This is a genomic window from Streptococcus sp. KHUD_012, assembly GCF_052588255.1.
In genome coordinates, this window is the sequence record NZ_CP159355.1 from 201,906 (window position 1) to 218,154 (window position 16,249).

The window sequence follows — 16,249 nt, forward strand, 5'->3', positions numbered from 1 at the left end:
AAATATTAATTTATGGAAAATACAAAATCCAGCTCTACCGACACTATTTCAAAAAAAGAAGCAGAACAACTGTCCTGCTTCATGGTGATTCTTAGTTTGGATAGATATAAGTTACAGTACCTTGAGCTGTTGTTGGGTTGAACCAACCACGGTAATTTCCAATACTACGGATACCGTTATAGTTAGATTCAGAAACTTGGATACTTGTTGTAGATTGAACAGCTGTAACGACTGCTACGTGTCCATATCCACCATCATTCCAACATGCAATAGCACCAACTTGTGGTTGAGATCCTGTACGGAATCCTGCTGCTGCTGCACTTGCAGCCCATTGACCACCGTTGCCCCAGTAATCGCCAGCCCATGGAGCCAATGTCTTTGCACCCCATGTACATTCACCAACTGGATAAGATGATGCAGATGTACTATAAGTTGGACGAGAAACAGTTGCTACTGGAGCTGCTGCTGCTTGAGTTTGAACAGCAGGTTGAGCTGCTGCTTGAGTTTGTGCTGCCGCTGGTGTTGCAGCAGGTGTTTGTGCTGCTGCCTGAACTTGTGCTTGAAGGGTAGTATTTGCAGAAGCTTTCACAGCTGCTTGTTGTTCCTTTTGTTTTGCACGGTAAGCTGCTTCGGCTGCTGCTGCTGCCGCTGCCGCTTTTTCAGCTTCAGCTTTTTGTTGCAACAAAGCATTCTTTTCGTTTTCAGCAGATGATTTTTCAGCTGCCAAATTCAATTGTGCCACTTTCAACTCAGCTTCTTTAGTTGACAAAGCTTGCGCATCATCTTCTAATTGCTGTTTGTTTGCAATAACAGTATTGATAGCGTCGTTGTTTTCTTTTTGTTTTTGTGCAATGTCTTCTTTGTCACGTTTTTGCTCTTGCAACATTTTGTTGTTAGCATCTGCAATTTCATTCATAGCAGAAATACGTGAGATAGCTTCTGTCAAAGATCCAGAGCTAACAATCGCATTAATATAGCTTGTTGCAGTTCCAGTTGTTTGAGCACTACGTGCTTGATTTGCAAGTGATTCTTGACGAGCAACAATATTTTTTGACAACTCATCGATCTCAGCTGACAATCGTTCAGATTCTTCATTCAAACGGTCATTTTCAGCTTGAAGATTTTCTTGTTGTTGTTTAATTTCAGACACTTGACCTTGGATTTGATCTACCTGAGCTTGTGCACTTTGTTGTTGTTGACTAATACTATTGATTTTGTTATCTTGAGCAGCAATCTTATCATCTGTTGAGTCAGCTGATACACCGGCTACAACAGCACCTTGTGATAAAGCAACTGTACTCAATAAGATTGTGGCAAATAATTTTTTCTTCATTAGATAAATTTTCCCTTTCTAATAAGACACTAACTAGTATAACAAATTTTTTAAAAATTTATATTACGCTATTGTTACATTTTTATTTCGAGTTTATAAATAAATCTTTTCAAGTAAAGGCTGTAATACTATTAATAGAAGCACATTCAAAATTAAACTTGGAAAAATTTGGTAAATAATTAGTGTAATCCAGTTAAATTTTATACCGATAAAAAGAATCAAAAGAAGGTTTGTTAAAATCTGAAATAATAGAATCGTTAATAAAAATGTAAAAAAACGAGTCAATCGATTGACCAAAATAATCTGATTACACCGATAAAAAATCACCTGTAGTAAAGGAAATACTAGGAAGGCAATTCCTAGGGTGTGTAAAAAATACACATCAAAACAAAAACCAAAGAAGACTCCCCACCAAATACTAGCTATCTCAGAGAAATAGAGACTTAACAACATAAAACCATATAGAAATAAAAATGAAGTAGGTTCAAAGGAGTTTGGACAAAAACGAGAAATAAGAAAAGAGATCTGTCCGTCAACAAATAAAGATAAGAATAAGATTAAAGGGAAAAAATGGTACTTACGTATGACTTTCACACTACTCTCCAATCAATAGTACATAACGATTGACATCTAAATTAGCCTTTGGTTTCACACGAATTTCTTGCCCTAACTGATCAGATGCCTTTTGAGTAGAAGTCACTGTACCAAGAGGTAAGTCACTACTCTTATATTTTCCTAAACCACTTGTTGAAACCAGAGATCCTTTTTTAATTTCAACTGGATCTCCAATTTGCAACAACCGAAACTCACCTGTCTTCTCGTCATAACCATTTAATAAAGCAAAAATAGATTGACCTTGACTCTCAATTTTAAACGTCAGGTGTTGTGAAGAAATAGTATCTTCGACTAATAGTTTCACTTTGCTAGAATTTTTCTCTATACTTTCTACCACACCAATGACGCCACCAGACGAAAGAACAAACATAGAATCAGAAATTCCATCTGAACTACCTTTATCAATAACAAATTCCTGATCCCACGAACCATAATTACGGTCAATAATCTCACTAACGACTTGTTTAGAACCCGATACAGAATTCTTGATTGACATCAAATCCTGTAATTCTCTATTTTCTGATTCCAAACGGTTAAGTTTTGACTGGTCAATATCCTTTTGATAAAGACGTGATTTTAACGAACGGTTTTCTTCATTTAATTCAGATAAATTCTTTAAATCCTTTGCCTTAGATTCCACAACAACAAATGGTACCGATACTGCCTTATCAACAATAGCTAATATATCAGAAGATTTTAAAACAATAGAAGTTCTAACAGATGGAAAAAGAAATAAAATTCCTGAAACAGTTAAAACAAACACAAAACTAAAAATTTTAAAGAATCGATTCAAGAACATAGACAAAACCTTCAAAAATATAAAAAATAGTTTGAGATGACATCTCAAACTTGGAAATTATACGGAGAATGGGGGATTCGAACCCCCGCGCCGGTTACCCGACCTAACGATTTAGCAAACCGTCCTCTTCAGCCTCTTGAGTAATTCTCCAAAATGGGCACGAGTGGACTCGAACCACCGACCTCACGCTTATCAGGCGTGCGCTCTAACCACCTGAGCTACGCGCCCAAGTTAAAAACTTGGTAAAGAACCTATGTTCAAAGCGGGTGACGAGAATCGAACTCGCGACAACAGCTTGGAAGGCTGTAGTTTTACCACTAAACTACACCCGCTTATTATTAAAAGAAATGGCGCGAGACGGAATCGAACCGCCGACACATGGAGCTTCAATCCATTGCTCTACCAACTGAGCTACCGAGCCAAATTGCGGGAGCAGGATTTGAACCTACGACCTTCGGGTTATGAGCCCGACGAGCTACCGAGCTGCTCCATCCCGCGTTAATATTAAGGAGGATGTGGGATTCGAACCCACGCACGCTTTTACACGCCTGACGGTTTTCAAGACCGTTCCCTTCAGCCGGACTTGGGTAATCCTCCAAGATAACAATGGACCTTGTAGGACTTGAACCTACGACCACTCGGTTATGAGCCGAGAGCTCTAACCAGCTGAGCTAAAGGTCCAACAAGATCAACAATATAGCGGCGAAGGGGATCGAACCCCCGACCTCCCGGGTATGAACCGGACGCTCTAGCCAGCTGAGCTACACCGCCATAATATCGGGAAGACAGGATTCGAACCTGCGACACCTTGGTCCCAAACCAAGTACTCTACCAAGCTGAGCTACTTCCCGATCTAAAGCTTACGCTTTATGCACCCTAGAGGAGTCGAACCTCTAACCGCCTGATTCGTAGTCAGGTACTCTATCCAGTTGAGCTAAGGGTGCTCGTTCCTATTCAATTACTACATAGCCTTGCGACCATGCACCCTAGAGGAGTCGAACCTCTAACCGCCTGATTCGTAGTCAGGTACTCTATCCAGTTGAGCTAAGGGTGCTTCTTTCAACCTTTATCTATGCCGAGGACCGGAATCGAACCGGTACGATCGTTACCAATCGCAGGATTTTAAGTCCTGTGCGTCTGCCAGTTCCGCCACCCCGGCCTCCTCAAGCGAACGACGGGATTCGAACCCGCGACCCCCACCTTGGCAAGGTGGTGTTCTACCACTGAACTACGTTCGCATCGCTTTCTTTATATAAAAAAATGCCGGCTACATGACTTGAACACGCGACCCTCTGATTACAAATCAGATGCTCTACCAACTGAGCTAAGCCGGCTCATTATTATTCTTCTATGCGGGTTAAGGGACTTGAACCCCCACGCCGTAAAGCGCCAGATCCTAAATCTGGTGCGTCTGCCAATTCCGCCAAACCCGCAAAATATGACCCGTACTGGGCTCGAACCAGTGACCCATTGATTAAAAGTCAATTGCTCTACCAACTGAGCTAACGAGTCTTAAAATAATTTTCATTATCTTAACGGTCCCGACGGGAATCGAACCCGCGATCTTCGCCGTGACAGGGCGACGTGATAACCGCTACACTACGGGACCTATGGGAGTTAACGGGATCGAACCGCTGACCCTCTGCTTGTAAGGCAGATGCTCTCCCAGCTGAGCTAAACTCCCAAATGAGCCTAGAATGAACTAGGCTCAATCTCTTGCTAAGCGACTACCTTATCTCACAGGGGGCAACCCCCAACTACTTCCGGCGTTCTAGGGCTTAACTGCTGTGTTCGGCATGGGTACAGGTGTATCTCCTAGGCTATCGTCACTTAACTCTGAATGTTTAAACATTCAAAATTGAATATCTATATTCTAACAAGTTAAACTAACGTTGTCAATATCTTCTGACTCTTTGGATAAGTCCTCGAGCTATTAGTATTAGTCCGCTCCATTGCTCACACAACTTCCACTCCTAACCTATCTACCTGATCTTCTCTCAGGGCTCTTACTGATATAAAATCATGGGAAATCTCATCTTGAGGTGGGTTTCACACTTAGATGCTTTCAGCGTTTATCCCTTCCCTACATAGCTACCCAGCGATGCCTCTGGCGAGACAACTGGTACACCAGCGGTAAGTCCACTCTGGTCCTCTCGTACTAGGAGCAGATCCTCTCAAATTTCCTACGCCCGCGACGGATAGGGACCGAACTGTCTCACGACGTTCTGAACCCAGCTCGCGTGCCGCTTTAATGGGCGAACAGCCCAACCCTTGGGACCGACTACAGCCCCAGGATGCGACGAGCCGACATCGAGGTGCCAAACCTCCCCGTCGATGTGAACTCTTGGGGGAGATAAGCCTGTTATCCCCAGGGTAGCTTTTATCCGTTGAGCGATGGCCCTTCCATACGGAACCACCGGATCACTAAGCCCGACTTTCGTCCCTGCTCGAGTTGTAGCTCTCGCAGTCAAGCTCCCTTATACCTTTACACTCTGCGAATGATTTCCAACCATTCTGAGGGAACCTTTGGGCGCCTCCGTTACCTTTTAGGAGGCGACCGCCCCAGTCAAACTGCCCGTCAGACACTGTCTCCGTAGATGATGAACCTACCGGGTTAGAGTGGCCATAACACAAGGGTAGTATCCCAACAACGCCTCCATCGAAACTGGCGTCCCGATCTCTATGGCTCCTACCTATCCTGTACATGTGGCACAGACACTCAATATCAAACTGCAGTAAAGCTCCATGGGGTCTTTCCGTCCTGTCGCGGGTAACCTGCATCTTCACAGGTACTAAAATTTCACCGAGTCTCTCGTTGAGACAGTGCCCAAATCATTACGCCTTTCGTGCGGGTCGGAACTTACCCGACAAGGAATTTCGCTACCTTAGGACCGTTATAGTTACGGCCGCCGTTTACTGGGGCTTCAATTCATACCTTCGCTTACGCTAAGCACTCCTCTTAACCTTCCAGCACCGGGCAGGCGTCACCCCCTATACATCATCTTACGATTTAGCAGAGAGCTGTGTTTTTGATAAACAGTTGCTTGGGCCTATTCACTGCGGCTGACTTAAAGCCAGCACCCCTTCTCCCGAAGTTACGGGGTCATTTTGCCGAGTTCCTTAACGAGAGTTCTCTCGCTCACCTGAGGCTACTCGCCTCGACTACCTGTGTCGGTTTGCGGTACGGGTAGAGTATGTTTAAACGCTAGAAGCTTTTCTTGGCAGTGTGACGTCACTAACTTCGCTACTAAACTTCGCTCCCCATCACAGCTCAATGTTATAGAATTAAGCATTTAACTCAATTCACACCTCACTGCTTAGACGTGCACTTCCAGTCGCACGCTTTAGTTAGCCTACTGCGTCCCTCCTTCACTACATACTCTAGTACAGGAATATCAACCTGTTGTCCATCGGATACACCTTTCGGTCTCTCCTTAGGTCCCGACTAACCCAGGGCGGACGAGCCTTCCCCTGGAAACCTTAGTCTTACGGTGGACAGGATTCTCACCTGTCTTTCGCTACTCATACCGGCATTCTCACTTCTATGCGTTCCAGCGCTCCTCACGGTACACCTTCTCCACACATAGAACGCTCTCCTACCATACCTATAAAGGTATCCACAGCTTCGGTAAATTGTTTTAGCCCCGGTACATTTTCGGCGCAGGGTCACTCGACTAGTGAGCTATTACGCACTCTTTGAATGAATAGCTGCTTCTAAGCTAACATCCTAGTTGTCTGTGCAACCCCACATCCTTTTCCACTTAACAATTATTTTGGGACCTTAGCTGGTGGTCTGGGCTGTTTCCCTTTCGACTACGGATCTTAGCACTCGCAGTCTGACTGCCGACCATAATTCATTGGCATTCGGAGTTTATCTGAGATTGGTAATCCGGGATGGACCCCTCACCCAAACAGTGCTCTACCTCCAAGAATCTTAATGTCGACGCTAGCCCTAAAGCTATTTCGGAGAGAACCAGCTATCTCCAAGTTCGTTTGGAATTTCTCCGCTACCCACAAGTCATCCAAGCACTTTTCAACGTGCCCTGGTTCGGTCCTCCAGTGAGTTTTACCTCACCTTCAACCTGCTCATGGGTAGGTCACATGGTTTCGGGTCTACGACATAATACTAATGCGCCCTATTCAGACTCGGTTTCCCTGCGGCTCCGTCTCTTCAACTTAACCTCGCATCATATCGTAACTCGCCGGTTCATTCTACAAAAGGCACGCTCTCACCCATTAACGGGCTCGAACTTGTTGTAGGCACACGGTTTCAGGTTCTATTTCACTCCCCTCCCGGGGTGCTTTTCACCTTTCCCTCACGGTACTGGTTCACTATCGGTCACTAGAGAGTATTTAGGGTTGGGAGATGGTCCTCCCAGATTCCGACGGGATTTCTCGTGTCCCGCCGTACTCAGGATACTGCTAGGTATAAAGACTATTTCGAATACGAGGCTCTTACTCTCTTTGGCTGACCTTCCCATGTCATTCTTCTATAATCTTTAAGTCCACATTGCAGTCCTACAACCCCGAAGAGTAAACTCTTCGGTTTGCCCTCCTGCCGTTTCGCTCGCCGCTACTCAGGCAATCGCTTTTGCTTTCTCTTCCTGCAGCTACTTAGATGTTTCAGTTCACTGCGTCTTCCTCTACCTATCCTTAACAGATAGGAGTACTAGCCATCAGCTAGTGGGTTCCCCCATTCGGACATCTCTGGATCGTCGCTTACTTACAGCTCCCCAAAGCATTTCGTCGTTTGTCACGTCCTTCTTCGGCTTCTAGTGCCAAGGCATCCACCGTGCGCCCTTATTAACTTAACCTTATTTTTGGTCTTACGACCTAAACTCTTTAAATATTTACAGCGTTTCGGTTTATTTTCTTGTTACTATTTGATATAGATATTCAATTTTCAATGTTCAATCTTAACACCCTTACAGTGTTAATGGAGCCTAGCGGGATCGAACCGCTGACCTCCTGCGTGCAAAGCAGGCGCTCTCCCAGCTGAGCTAAGGCCCCACAAGACCTCTCAAAACTAAACAAGACCAACGTACAGGTTTCCATTTCCTTAGAAAGGAGGTGATCCAGCCGCACCTTCCGATACGGCTACCTTGTTACGACTTCACCCCAATCATCTATCCCACCTTAGGCGGCTGGCTCCAAATGGTTACCTCACCGACTTCGGGTGTTACAAACTCTCGTGGTGTGACGGGCGGTGTGTACAAGGCCCGGGAACGTATTCACCGCGGCGTGCTGATCCGCGATTACTAGCGATTCCGACTTCATGTAGGCGAGTTGCAGCCTACAATCCGAACTGAGACTGGCTTTAAGAGATTAGCTTGCCGTCACCGACTCGCGACTCGTTGTACCAGCCATTGTAGCACGTGTGTAGCCCAGGTCATAAGGGGCATGATGATTTGACGTCATCCCCACCTTCCTCCGGTTTATTACCGGCAGTCTCGCTAGAGTGCCCAACTGAATGATGGCAACTAACAATAGGGGTTGCGCTCGTTGCGGGACTTAACCCAACATCTCACGACACGAGCTGACGACAACCATGCACCACCTGTCACCTCTGTCCCGAAGGAAAACTCTATCTCTAGAGCGGTCAGAGGGATGTCAAGACCTGGTAAGGTTCTTCGCGTTGCTTCGAATTAAACCACATGCTCCACCGCTTGTGCGGGCCCCCGTCAATTCCTTTGAGTTTCAACCTTGCGGTCGTACTCCCCAGGCGGAGTGCTTAATGCGTTAGCTGCGGCACTGAGTCCCGGAAAGGACCCAACACCTAGCACTCATCGTTTACGGCGTGGACTACCAGGGTATCTAATCCTGTTTGCTCCCCACGCTTTCGAGCCTCAGCGTCAGTTACAGACCAGAGAGCCGCTTTCGCCACCGGTGTTCCTCCATATATCTACGCATTTCACCGCTACACATGGAATTCCACTCTCCCCTTCTGCACTCAAGTTAAACAGTTTCCAAAGCGTACTATGGTTAAGCCACAGCCTTTAACTTCAGACTTATCTAACCGCCTGCGCTCGCTTTACGCCCAATAAATCCGGATAACGCTCGGGACCTACGTATTACCGCGGCTGCTGGCACGTAGTTAGCCGTCCCTTTCTGGTAAGTTACCGTCACAGTGTGAACTTTCCACTCTCACACTCGTTCTTCTCTTACAACAGAGCTTTACGATCCGAAAACCTTCTTCACTCACGCGGCGTTGCTCGGTCAGACTTTCGTCCATTGCCGAAGATTCCCTACTGCTGCCTCCCGTAGGAGTCTGGGCCGTGTCTCAGTCCCAGTGTGGCCGATCACCCTCTCAGGTCGGCTATGTATCGTCGCCTTGGTGAGCCGTTACCTCACCAACTAGCTAATACAACGCAGGTCCATCTGGTAGTGGAGCAATTGCCCCTTTCAAGCAGATATCATGCAATATCTACTGTTATGCGGTATTAGCTATCGTTTCCAATAGTTATCCCCCGCTACCAGGCAGGTTACCTACGCGTTACTCACCCGTTCGCAACTCATCCGCTCGGTGCAAGCACCAAGCTTCAGCGTTCTACTTGCATGTATTAGGCACGCCGCCAGCGTTCATCCTGAGCCAGGATCAAACTCTCATTAAAATAATTGTTTGTCTTAAACTCATTCTGTCACTGACAGATTTATTGTTTTTTATTGTTCAGTTACTATAACTTTCGTTATAGCGCCCTGCACATTGGTTCGTCTTGTTCAGTTTTCAAAGGTCTTTGTCGCTCTCGCGCGACAACTATATTAGTATATCATGACCTGACCTTACTGTCAATATCTTTTTTCATTTTTTTTTGATTTTTTAAAAGTTTTTTTAAAACACTGTTAACTTTCAGTTTTTAAATGGAATCTTTAAAATCCTTTAGATACTTCTCTAATTTCTTTTTCATTTTTGCTTTTCCTTGACATCTTCTGTTTGATAGTAATGCTTCATATTGTTCTTTTTCTTTTGCTGTTAATTTTTCTTTAAAATCCTTTAAAGAATCTCTTAGAACTACCAGTTCGTCTAAATACATTTTTCTTGACGAAATTCTGTGGCTAATTTCCCCAATTTCAATATATGGAAGTCTATTAATTTTTCTTTTATCACTTTCCTGTTGTCTTATTTTATCTTTAATATGATTTCTAAATTTTGTTTTGAAATATGTATAAAGTAATTCTTCATTTGTTTCAATTTCAGGATTTTTTTGATAAAGTTCAAACAGAGTTAGCTGACCTTCCTGTTCCCAATCGTCTTTTTCCCATAATTGAATATAATATTCTTTTTCACATTTTCTTACGATATATTTTACTTTTTGATACATTTTATTAAATTCCATAAGCTCTCCTTTACTTTTATCTGTATTTTATAAAAATAAAGAAGCCTATTGGACTTTTTTTCTATTCTGCTCGTTTTTTTAACTATTTGGTTATTATTTTAACTATTTTGTCCAAATACACAAAAAAACTGCCACTTGGTGACAGTTTATCGATAGTCCGTACGGGATTCGAACCCGTGTTACCGCCGTGAAAAGGCGGTGTCTTAACCCCTTGACCAACGGACCATTTTTACAACATATTCTATTATACAGAATATTTTTACTCTGTCAACACTTTTTTAATAAAAAAAGAAGGAAATATTTTCCTTCTTTTAAATTAGTTGTTTTCTTCTAATTTTGATTTAATCTCATCATATGATAGAGGTTTTGCTTCTTCTTCTAATTCATGCTCTGAATTTTCGGGCATTTTTCCTGTTTCGTATAATGATTTAATTTGAACACTATCCAAGGTTTCATATTTTAATAGAGCTTCAGCAATCAGTTTATGCGTTTCTCTATTTCCTTGAATAATTTCCGCAGCTTTGTTTCGTGCTTCATTCAAGAGACCACGAACTTCTTCATCAATTTCGTAAGCCGTTTGTTCTGAAATCATTTTTTGTGGGCTTTGAGCACCAAACATCGCATGATTTCCCTCATATTGAACGGGTCCAAGTTTTTCACTCATACCATATTCTGTCACCATTGCACGCGCCATTTGGGTTGCTTGTTCAAAGTCATTTGAAGCACCTGTTGTTTGCGAATTAAAAATAATTTCTTCGGCAACACGTCCTCCCATGAGCCCTGCTAATTGTTCTTTCATGTCTTCTTTAGAAAGTAACATTTGATCTTCTTTTGGAAGGGCAATCATGTAACCGCCTGCGCGACCACGTGGAACAATAGTAACTTTATGAACCACTCGGGCATTTGATAAGACCAGACCAACAATCGTATGACCTGCTTCATGATAAGCAACCATTTCACGTTCTTTTTGTGAAATCGTCCGATCTTTCTTAGATGGTCCTGCAATAACACGATCTTCTGCTTCATCGATATCAGCAGCATCAATTACTTTTTTATTTCGACGAGCCGCTACCAAGGCTGCTTCGTTCAAAACATTTTCAAGATCAGCACCGACAAATCCTGGTGTCTGTTGAGCAACCAGTTTTAAGTCAACATCTTGAGCAAGTGGTTTATTCTTAGCGTGAACACGAAGAATCGCCTCACGACCTTTCACATCTGGACGTCCAACCAATACTTTACGGTCAAAACGGCCAGGACGAAGAAGGGCAGGGTCAAGAACATCAGAACGGTTGGTTGCTGCGATCACGATGATTCCTTCATTGCCTTCAAAACCATCCATCTCAATCAGGAGCTGGTTGAGGGTTTGTTCACGTTCATCATTTCCGCCACCAAGACCTACACCACGTTGACGCCCAACAGCATCAATTTCATCGATAAAGATAATGGCTGGGGCTGCTTTTTTAGCATCTTCGAAAAGTGAACGAACACGACTAGCTCCGACTCCGACAAACATTTCAACAAAGTCAGAACCAGAGATACTGAAGAATGGTACTCCAGCTTCTCCAGCTACTGCTTTTGCTAGAAGGGTTTTACCAGTTCCCGGAGGGCCTTCAAGAAGCACACCTGCTGGAATCCTTGCTCCTAATTTAGTAAAGCGTTTTGGATCTTTCAAAAACTCAACAACTTCAACAAGTTCTTGTTTTTCTTCCTCAGCTCCTGCCACATCTGAAAAACGAACTTTAATATCTTCTTTATTAGCAGCACGGGCTTTATTGCGACCAAAGTTCATTGCGCCTCTAGCACCTCCGCCACCGCCTTGGTTCATCATGGAGAAGAAGAAGAACATGACGATAACAAATGGAACAATTGAAGTGAGAATTGTTATCCACATGCCACTTGAGCTCTCACGCTTGATGGTGATTTCTGCTTTATGGTCAGCTGCTAATTTTTGTAATTCATTGACGGTGATATCAGATGGAAGGATGACACTAGTAAAGCGAGATACTTTTTGAACACTCGGGGTAAAAAATTGAATTCCCGTATCATCTTTTGATTCTTTAGCTTTATTATAGGTCCCTGCAATTTCAATCACACTACCATTTGGTTGGTAACTGATCGTTTTTACATTATCATTTTTAATTTCTTTAACCAATTCTGTGTAGTTGATTTGCTGACTTTGACCAACCCCATTACCCGCAAAAAAGTACTGGAATCCTGTCACAGCCGCTACAATAATCAACAAATACAGAAATGGATTTCGAACAAAACCGTTATTTTTTCTGTTATTCATCTAGTCTCCTCTATTTTGAGTACACTTCCTCTTTTAATACACCAACATAGGGTAGGTTACGATAATTTTCATCATAGTCTAAACCATATCCTACAACAAACTCATTTGGAATCGTAAAGCAGGTGTAATCTGCTTCGATCTCAACCAAACGTCCTTCAGGTTTATCCAGTAAGGTAGCAATCTTCACAGATGCTGCATTTCGTTCTTCAAAGAGTTCTTTTAGATTTTTGAGGGTTTTGCCTGTATCGATAATATCTTCTACAAATAAAATATCTCTACCAGTAATATCTTGGTCGATATCCTTGATAATATTAATGATACCTGAGCTTGCTGTACCACCATGATAACTTGAAACCAGCATAAAATCCAATTCAATATGTGTATCCACGTGGTTGATCAACTCTGCCATAAATGGAACAGAGCCTTTCAAAATTCCAACAAAAATTGGATTTTTTCCTTGGTACTCTTTTGTGAGAGTTTCACCCAATTTCTTTGCTGCTTCTACAATTTCATCATGTGAAACCAATACTTTTTTTATATCTTTTTCTAACATGTTTTTACCTATCTATTTTTTGAATATAAAGACTATCTTTCATTATACCACTTTTTGAGGGCTTACTCAAATCACTCGTTACCAATCCCACTACAGAAAGAATATTATGATTTTGTTCTATAATGAGAGCCTTTTGCCGAAGAGAAATTGGAATTTTATGGTTGATAAACCACCGTCTTAATTTTTGATGGTGGCCATTAACAAGTAGCTGATCTCCTTCCTTTCTCCTTCTAATTAAGATGGGAGTTTCGCGTGAAACAGAAAGAATTTCTACATTTTCCCCTACTAATGGTTGTCCAAAAGATAGTTTATAATTTGCAATTTCAAAGATATTCCCAAATTCTAACAAAAATGGGAGGGGGTGGTCATCCGACTTTTGACTGATTTTTTGTATTTTAAAGAAATCATATTCTTGATGTAGTTCATAATTCGACTTTAAATAATGAACGCAATTTCTTTTTTTTCGCAGTAAATCTAATAATTCTTGAAACTGTACCTTACCAAGTTGCAAATCTGGAAATTGTGCCAGATACTCTTCTAATAAGAATGATTGTACAGAATGAGAATACGTTCTAAAAGAAGCTAAATCTTGAATGCTTAACCCACTAGTCAATTCTTTCAGTGCCTGGTGCCAATGAGTCACTTCCTCTGCTAAATAGCGAAGACTTGCTTGCATTTGAGGATTTTCTTTTTCAAATTCAGGAAGATATTGATGGCGTACACGATTTCGAAAATAGTCCTGTGAGTCATTGCTACTGTCTTCAAAGTGAGGGATTTCCATCAACTCATCTTTGGTAAAAGTTAACAAAGGACGGATTAGCTCACCCTTGCCAAATGGTTGGCGTACAGGAATGCCACTTAAATGGCGTAATTTTGTTCCTCGTATCAAGCGCATGAAAGTTGTTTCAGCTTGATCGTTTGCATGATGACCTGTTACTAAAGCGGTGCAATCCTCTTTCTCCATGATCTGTTTTAAAAAATCATAACGAAAGGTACGAGCTTTTGCTTCTGTAAAATCACCCGAATAGTGAGCCACATAGATACGTGTCTCTCGCCTATCAGCTAGCGTTCGAAGTTCACTTTCTTCTAAATCCGATTCTGGTCTTTGTCCATGATTGACATGAGCGAGTACCAGATGGATTTTCAATCGTTCTTTATTCTTATATAAAAGTTCATACAGATTCATTGAATCCAATCCACCAGATAAGGCAACCAAAACACGGCGATGGGGAGTAAATAGATCTTGTTTTTCACAAAACTCTAAAAATCGCTTTTCCATTATTTCAATACCTCATAGATATCTTTTGAAATGTTGGAAATCGTATCATAATTCGAATGATCTGTAAAAATGGCTATTACATAGGGTGAATTTGTATATACAATCGCAACATCATGTCTAAAATCATAGGCATCTCCAATTTTATGAGCAACTTTTACTGGAAGGTCACGCGCAATCCGTTGATCATCATATTTTGTAGAGGAGAGCGCATCAATAATAGAGCCATTTTGTTGATAGACAGCCTCCATGACATTGCCAGCCATTTCAGCGGATGCTTCTCTTTTTTCAACATCCCAATGTTTCTTTGCAATCTTATCCAAAGTTTTTTGGAAGTCTTGATCTGATTGATGAGTGACATAATAATTCAAGATATTATGTCCAACATTATCTGATTCTTTTGCAATCTTATCTACCAACTCTTGAACACTGTATTCTTTTCCATCGGGTGTTTTTGAAAGACTACCACTTCCTTCTGGTTCATAGCCTCCTTTGAAATCATTGACTTCTGGAATATATTTGTAGGTTGTAGTTGGGGAAATGGCTTTTTTATTAAGCTGTTCTTGGACGTAGTACAAGTATGGTAATTTTGTTACACTGGCAGAATACATTTCTTTTTGCGGATTGATTCCAGCAGTATTTCCAGTCGTTAATTGTTTTACATAGATTCCATACGAAGGAGAATTGTATTTACTATTTAACAAGTCCTGGACTTTTTCCATTCGATTATCTTTTTCGGTGACGAATGCTTTGTTCACCCAGCCCTGACCTTCAATCTCCACAAACTCATCTCGTAAAGTCTTAGCTGTACGTAAGACTGTCACTTTTGTATAAGGAGAAAGAGGTGTATTTTTTTCTTTTGCACCATTTATTAAAGGTCGGTCATACACTTTAAAACCAGGTTTTAGCCACATGTCTTGTTTTTTTTCTTGTGTTTCTTGTACAACATCAGAAAAAATGACAGAAGAATCTGCTAATACATATCCTTTATCTGCTATTTTAAATACAGCTTTCCCTTCATCATTTACAAAGAGTTGTTCGATTGTAAACGGTGTGTTGGGAAGAATTTCTCCTTTTGCTTTTTTCAACTGAGGATCAGAAAAAACAGAAATTTTGCGATAGACATTAGGATTCGCTGGAATTGAAGAAAAATAAAGTTCTGATGGATGAGCCATTGTCTGAGAAGACTCAGACTGCTCGATACTCGCTGCTTGAGACCCAATAAATAAAATTGGAACTAACAATAGGAGCAGAAATCGTTTAGACACCTGTATTCCTTTCCTTTTCATCCTTTTGAAGTTTAATCATTTGGTTTTTCTTTTTTAATTCCTCTAATTTTTCATCCGAAAATTCAAGGAATTGTTTAACTGTTTGTAAGATATTTTCCATCGGTTATTGGGGGAGTAAATCTGGGATGGTATAAACATATTCACCATCTTTTGAAAAAGAATACTTAGCGCGTGCATATTTTGTTGCATAATCATCGTCTTTTAATTTTTTAGCGATGTCTTGTTGGTATTCTTTTTGTTCACTTGTTTCTTTATACTCTTTTTCCAACTGTTTGTATTGTTCTTTTTTATCTTGTAGCGATTGATAGCTCTGGGCTAAATTATAAGTTGGAAGAATAAATAGTAACATGACCAATATCAAGACGAGTCCCAGAAAACGATTGCGTTTTTTTCTTTCTTCTTCTAAAAAACGTTTTCGCTGACTTTCGTCTTTGATATATTTATTGTTCATTTGAACGATATTTTTAGGCATCTTCTTCTATCCTTGTTTCACTAATGATTTCATACATTTTGGATGCATCTTCTTTTTTGGTACTATCCAACATTTCCAAGACTTTAACCGTCAATACTTTATTTCCAAAACGAACTTCAATTTGATCATTCACTTTCAAATCCGTTGAACTTTTGGCTAATACTCCATTGACTTTGATTCGCCCTTTATCTGCAACTTCCTTTGCAACAGGACGACGCTTAATAATGCGAGAAACTTTTAAATATTTATCTAATCTCATACTGTCACCTCTAACATAGTATTGTATCA

11 protein-coding genes, 20 tRNA genes and 3 rRNA genes are annotated in these 16,249 nt (G+C 41.5%); all 34 read right to left on the reverse strand.

Annotated features, from left to right (window positions below):
• Window positions 1-91: 91 nt before the first annotated feature.
• Window positions 92-1,333, reverse strand: coding sequence for a peptidoglycan hydrolase PcsB (gene pcsB, locus ABVF55_RS01160; RefSeq protein ID WP_445285407.1), 1,242 nt, complete (start codon window positions 1,331-1,333; stop codon window positions 92-94).
• A gap of 93 nt (window positions 1,334-1,426) precedes the next feature.
• Complete coding sequence (mreD, locus tag ABVF55_RS01165; protein WP_070666584.1) at window positions 1,427-1,927, reverse strand: rod shape-determining protein MreD; 501 nt, start codon at window positions 1,925-1,927, stop codon at window positions 1,427-1,429.
• A gap of 1 nt (window position 1,928) precedes the next feature.
• Window positions 1,929-2,747 (reverse strand): rod shape-determining protein MreC, encoded by an 819-nt coding sequence (mreC, locus tag ABVF55_RS01170; protein WP_003009264.1) that lies wholly within the window; start codon window positions 2,745-2,747, stop codon window positions 1,929-1,931.
• Between the two features lie 62 nt (window positions 2,748-2,809).
• Window positions 2,810-2,897 (reverse strand) — tRNA-Ser (locus ABVF55_RS01175).
• A gap of 4 nt (window positions 2,898-2,901) precedes the next feature.
• A tRNA-Ile gene (locus ABVF55_RS01180) sits at window positions 2,902-2,975 on the reverse strand.
• Window positions 2,976-3,008: 33 nt separating this feature from the next.
• Window positions 3,009-3,079: transfer RNA gene (locus tag ABVF55_RS01185), tRNA-Gly, on the reverse strand.
• Window positions 3,080-3,095: 16 nt separating this feature from the next.
• Window positions 3,096-3,168 (reverse strand) — tRNA-Phe (locus ABVF55_RS01190).
• A 3-nt stretch (window positions 3,169-3,171) separates the two neighbouring features.
• Window positions 3,172-3,245 (reverse strand) — tRNA-Met (locus ABVF55_RS01195).
• A gap of 9 nt (window positions 3,246-3,254) precedes the next feature.
• A tRNA-Ser gene (locus ABVF55_RS01200) sits at window positions 3,255-3,344 on the reverse strand.
• Between the two features lie 10 nt (window positions 3,345-3,354).
• Window positions 3,355-3,428: transfer RNA gene (locus ABVF55_RS01205), tRNA-Ile, on the reverse strand.
• 16 nt (window positions 3,429-3,444) lie between these two features.
• Window positions 3,445-3,518: transfer RNA gene (locus ABVF55_RS01210), tRNA-Met, on the reverse strand.
• 6 nt (window positions 3,519-3,524) lie between these two features.
• A tRNA-Pro gene (locus ABVF55_RS01215) sits at window positions 3,525-3,598 on the reverse strand.
• 19 nt (window positions 3,599-3,617) lie between these two features.
• A tRNA-Arg gene (locus tag ABVF55_RS01220) sits at window positions 3,618-3,691 on the reverse strand.
• Between the two features lie 36 nt (window positions 3,692-3,727).
• A tRNA-Arg gene (locus ABVF55_RS01225) sits at window positions 3,728-3,801 on the reverse strand.
• A 19-nt stretch (window positions 3,802-3,820) separates the two neighbouring features.
• A tRNA-Leu gene (locus ABVF55_RS01230) sits at window positions 3,821-3,906 on the reverse strand.
• Window positions 3,907-3,913: 7 nt separating this feature from the next.
• Window positions 3,914-3,985 (reverse strand) — tRNA-Gly (locus ABVF55_RS01235).
• Between the two features lie 23 nt (window positions 3,986-4,008).
• Window positions 4,009-4,081 (reverse strand) — tRNA-Thr (locus ABVF55_RS01240).
• 17 nt (window positions 4,082-4,098) lie between these two features.
• A tRNA-Leu gene (locus tag ABVF55_RS01245) sits at window positions 4,099-4,180 on the reverse strand.
• Window positions 4,181-4,186: 6 nt separating this feature from the next.
• Window positions 4,187-4,259: transfer RNA gene (locus ABVF55_RS01250), tRNA-Lys, on the reverse strand.
• A 24-nt stretch (window positions 4,260-4,283) separates the two neighbouring features.
• Window positions 4,284-4,356, reverse strand: a tRNA-Asp gene (locus ABVF55_RS01255).
• A 2-nt stretch (window positions 4,357-4,358) separates the two neighbouring features.
• Window positions 4,359-4,431, reverse strand: a tRNA-Val gene (locus ABVF55_RS01260).
• Between the two features lie 34 nt (window positions 4,432-4,465).
• Window positions 4,466-4,581, reverse strand: a 5S ribosomal RNA gene (gene rrf, locus ABVF55_RS01265).
• Window positions 4,582-4,660: 79 nt separating this feature from the next.
• Window positions 4,661-7,561: ribosomal RNA gene (locus ABVF55_RS01270) — 23S ribosomal RNA — on the reverse strand.
• A gap of 123 nt (window positions 7,562-7,684) precedes the next feature.
• Window positions 7,685-7,757: transfer RNA gene (locus ABVF55_RS01275), tRNA-Ala, on the reverse strand.
• Between the two features lie 53 nt (window positions 7,758-7,810).
• A 16S ribosomal RNA gene (locus ABVF55_RS01280) occupies window positions 7,811-9,358 on the reverse strand.
• Together the 16S, 23S and 5S rRNA genes with 19 tRNA genes alongside form the textbook arrangement of a ribosomal RNA operon.
• 243 nt (window positions 9,359-9,601) lie before the next feature.
• Complete coding sequence (locus tag ABVF55_RS01285) at window positions 9,602-10,081, reverse strand: sigma-70 family RNA polymerase sigma factor (RefSeq protein ID WP_445285408.1); 480 nt, start codon at window positions 10,079-10,081, stop codon at window positions 9,602-9,604.
• 153 nt (window positions 10,082-10,234) lie between these two features.
• Window positions 10,235-10,306 (reverse strand) — tRNA-Glu (locus tag ABVF55_RS01290).
• Between the two features lie 91 nt (window positions 10,307-10,397).
• Window positions 10,398-12,371 carry an ATP-dependent zinc metalloprotease FtsH gene (ftsH, locus tag ABVF55_RS01295; RefSeq protein ID WP_023920009.1) on the reverse strand — a complete coding sequence of 658 codons (1,974 nt, stop codon included), beginning with the start codon at window positions 12,369-12,371 and terminating at the stop codon, window positions 10,398-10,400.
• Between the two features lie 10 nt (window positions 12,372-12,381).
• Window positions 12,382-12,924 (reverse strand): hypoxanthine phosphoribosyltransferase, encoded by a 543-nt coding sequence (gene hpt / locus ABVF55_RS01300; RefSeq protein WP_155200094.1) that lies wholly within the window; start codon window positions 12,922-12,924, stop codon window positions 12,382-12,384.
• A 4-nt stretch (window positions 12,925-12,928) separates the two neighbouring features.
• Window positions 12,929-14,203, reverse strand: a complete 1,275-nt coding sequence (tilS, locus tag ABVF55_RS01305; protein ID WP_302692045.1) for a tRNA lysidine(34) synthetase TilS — start codon at window positions 14,201-14,203, stop codon at window positions 12,929-12,931.
• Window positions 14,203-15,468, reverse strand: coding sequence for a serine hydrolase (locus ABVF55_RS01310; protein WP_445285639.1), 1,266 nt, complete (start codon window positions 15,466-15,468; stop codon window positions 14,203-14,205). Before ABVF55_RS01310 ends, tilS begins: the two co-directional genes overlap by 1 nt.
• A complete protein-coding gene (locus ABVF55_RS01315) occupies window positions 15,461-15,589 on the reverse strand; it encodes an SP_0009 family protein (protein ID WP_003009253.1) in 129 nt (42 codons plus the stop codon). The genes ABVF55_RS01310 and ABVF55_RS01315 overlap by 8 nt, the downstream gene beginning before the upstream one ends.
• A 3-nt stretch (window positions 15,590-15,592) precedes the next feature.
• On the reverse strand, window positions 15,593-15,961 hold the full coding sequence (locus tag ABVF55_RS01320; protein ID WP_003009251.1) for an FtsB family cell division protein: 369 nt from the start codon (window positions 15,959-15,961) through the stop codon (window positions 15,593-15,595).
• Window positions 15,954-16,220 carry an RNA-binding S4 domain-containing protein gene (locus tag ABVF55_RS01325; protein WP_003002258.1) on the reverse strand — a complete coding sequence of 89 codons (267 nt, stop codon included), beginning with the start codon at window positions 16,218-16,220 and terminating at the stop codon, window positions 15,954-15,956. Before ABVF55_RS01325 ends, ABVF55_RS01320 begins: the two co-directional genes overlap by 8 nt.
• Window positions 16,221-16,249: the final 29 nt, after the last annotated feature.

Coding starts and splice junctions, on each gene's coding strand:
- ABVF55_RS01325 (WP_003002258.1), bottom strand. CDS start 16,220: ATGAGATTAGATAAATATTTAAAAGTTTCTCGCATTATTAAGCGTCGT.
- pcsB (WP_445285407.1), bottom strand. CDS start 1,333: ATGAAGAAAAAATTATTTGCCACAATCTTATTGAGTACAGTTGCTTTA.
- mreC (WP_003009264.1), bottom strand. CDS start 2,747: ATGTTCTTGAATCGATTCTTTAAAATTTTTAGTTTTGTGTTTGTTTTA.
- hpt (WP_155200094.1), bottom strand. CDS start 12,924: ATGTTAGAAAAAGATATAAAAAAAGTATTGGTTTCACATGATGAAATT.
- ftsH (WP_023920009.1), bottom strand. CDS start 12,371: ATGAATAACAGAAAAAATAACGGTTTTGTTCGAAATCCATTTCTGTAT.
- ABVF55_RS01320 (WP_003009251.1), bottom strand. CDS start 15,961: ATGCCTAAAAATATCGTTCAAATGAACAATAAATATATCAAAGACGAA.
- ABVF55_RS01315 (WP_003009253.1), bottom strand. CDS start 15,589: ATGGAAAATATCTTACAAACAGTTAAACAATTCCTTGAATTTTCGGAT.
- tilS (WP_302692045.1), bottom strand. CDS start 14,203: ATGGAAAAGCGATTTTTAGAGTTTTGTGAAAAACAAGATCTATTTACT.
- ABVF55_RS01285 (WP_445285408.1), bottom strand. CDS start 10,081: ATGGAATTTAATAAAATGTATCAAAAAGTAAAATATATCGTAAGAAAA.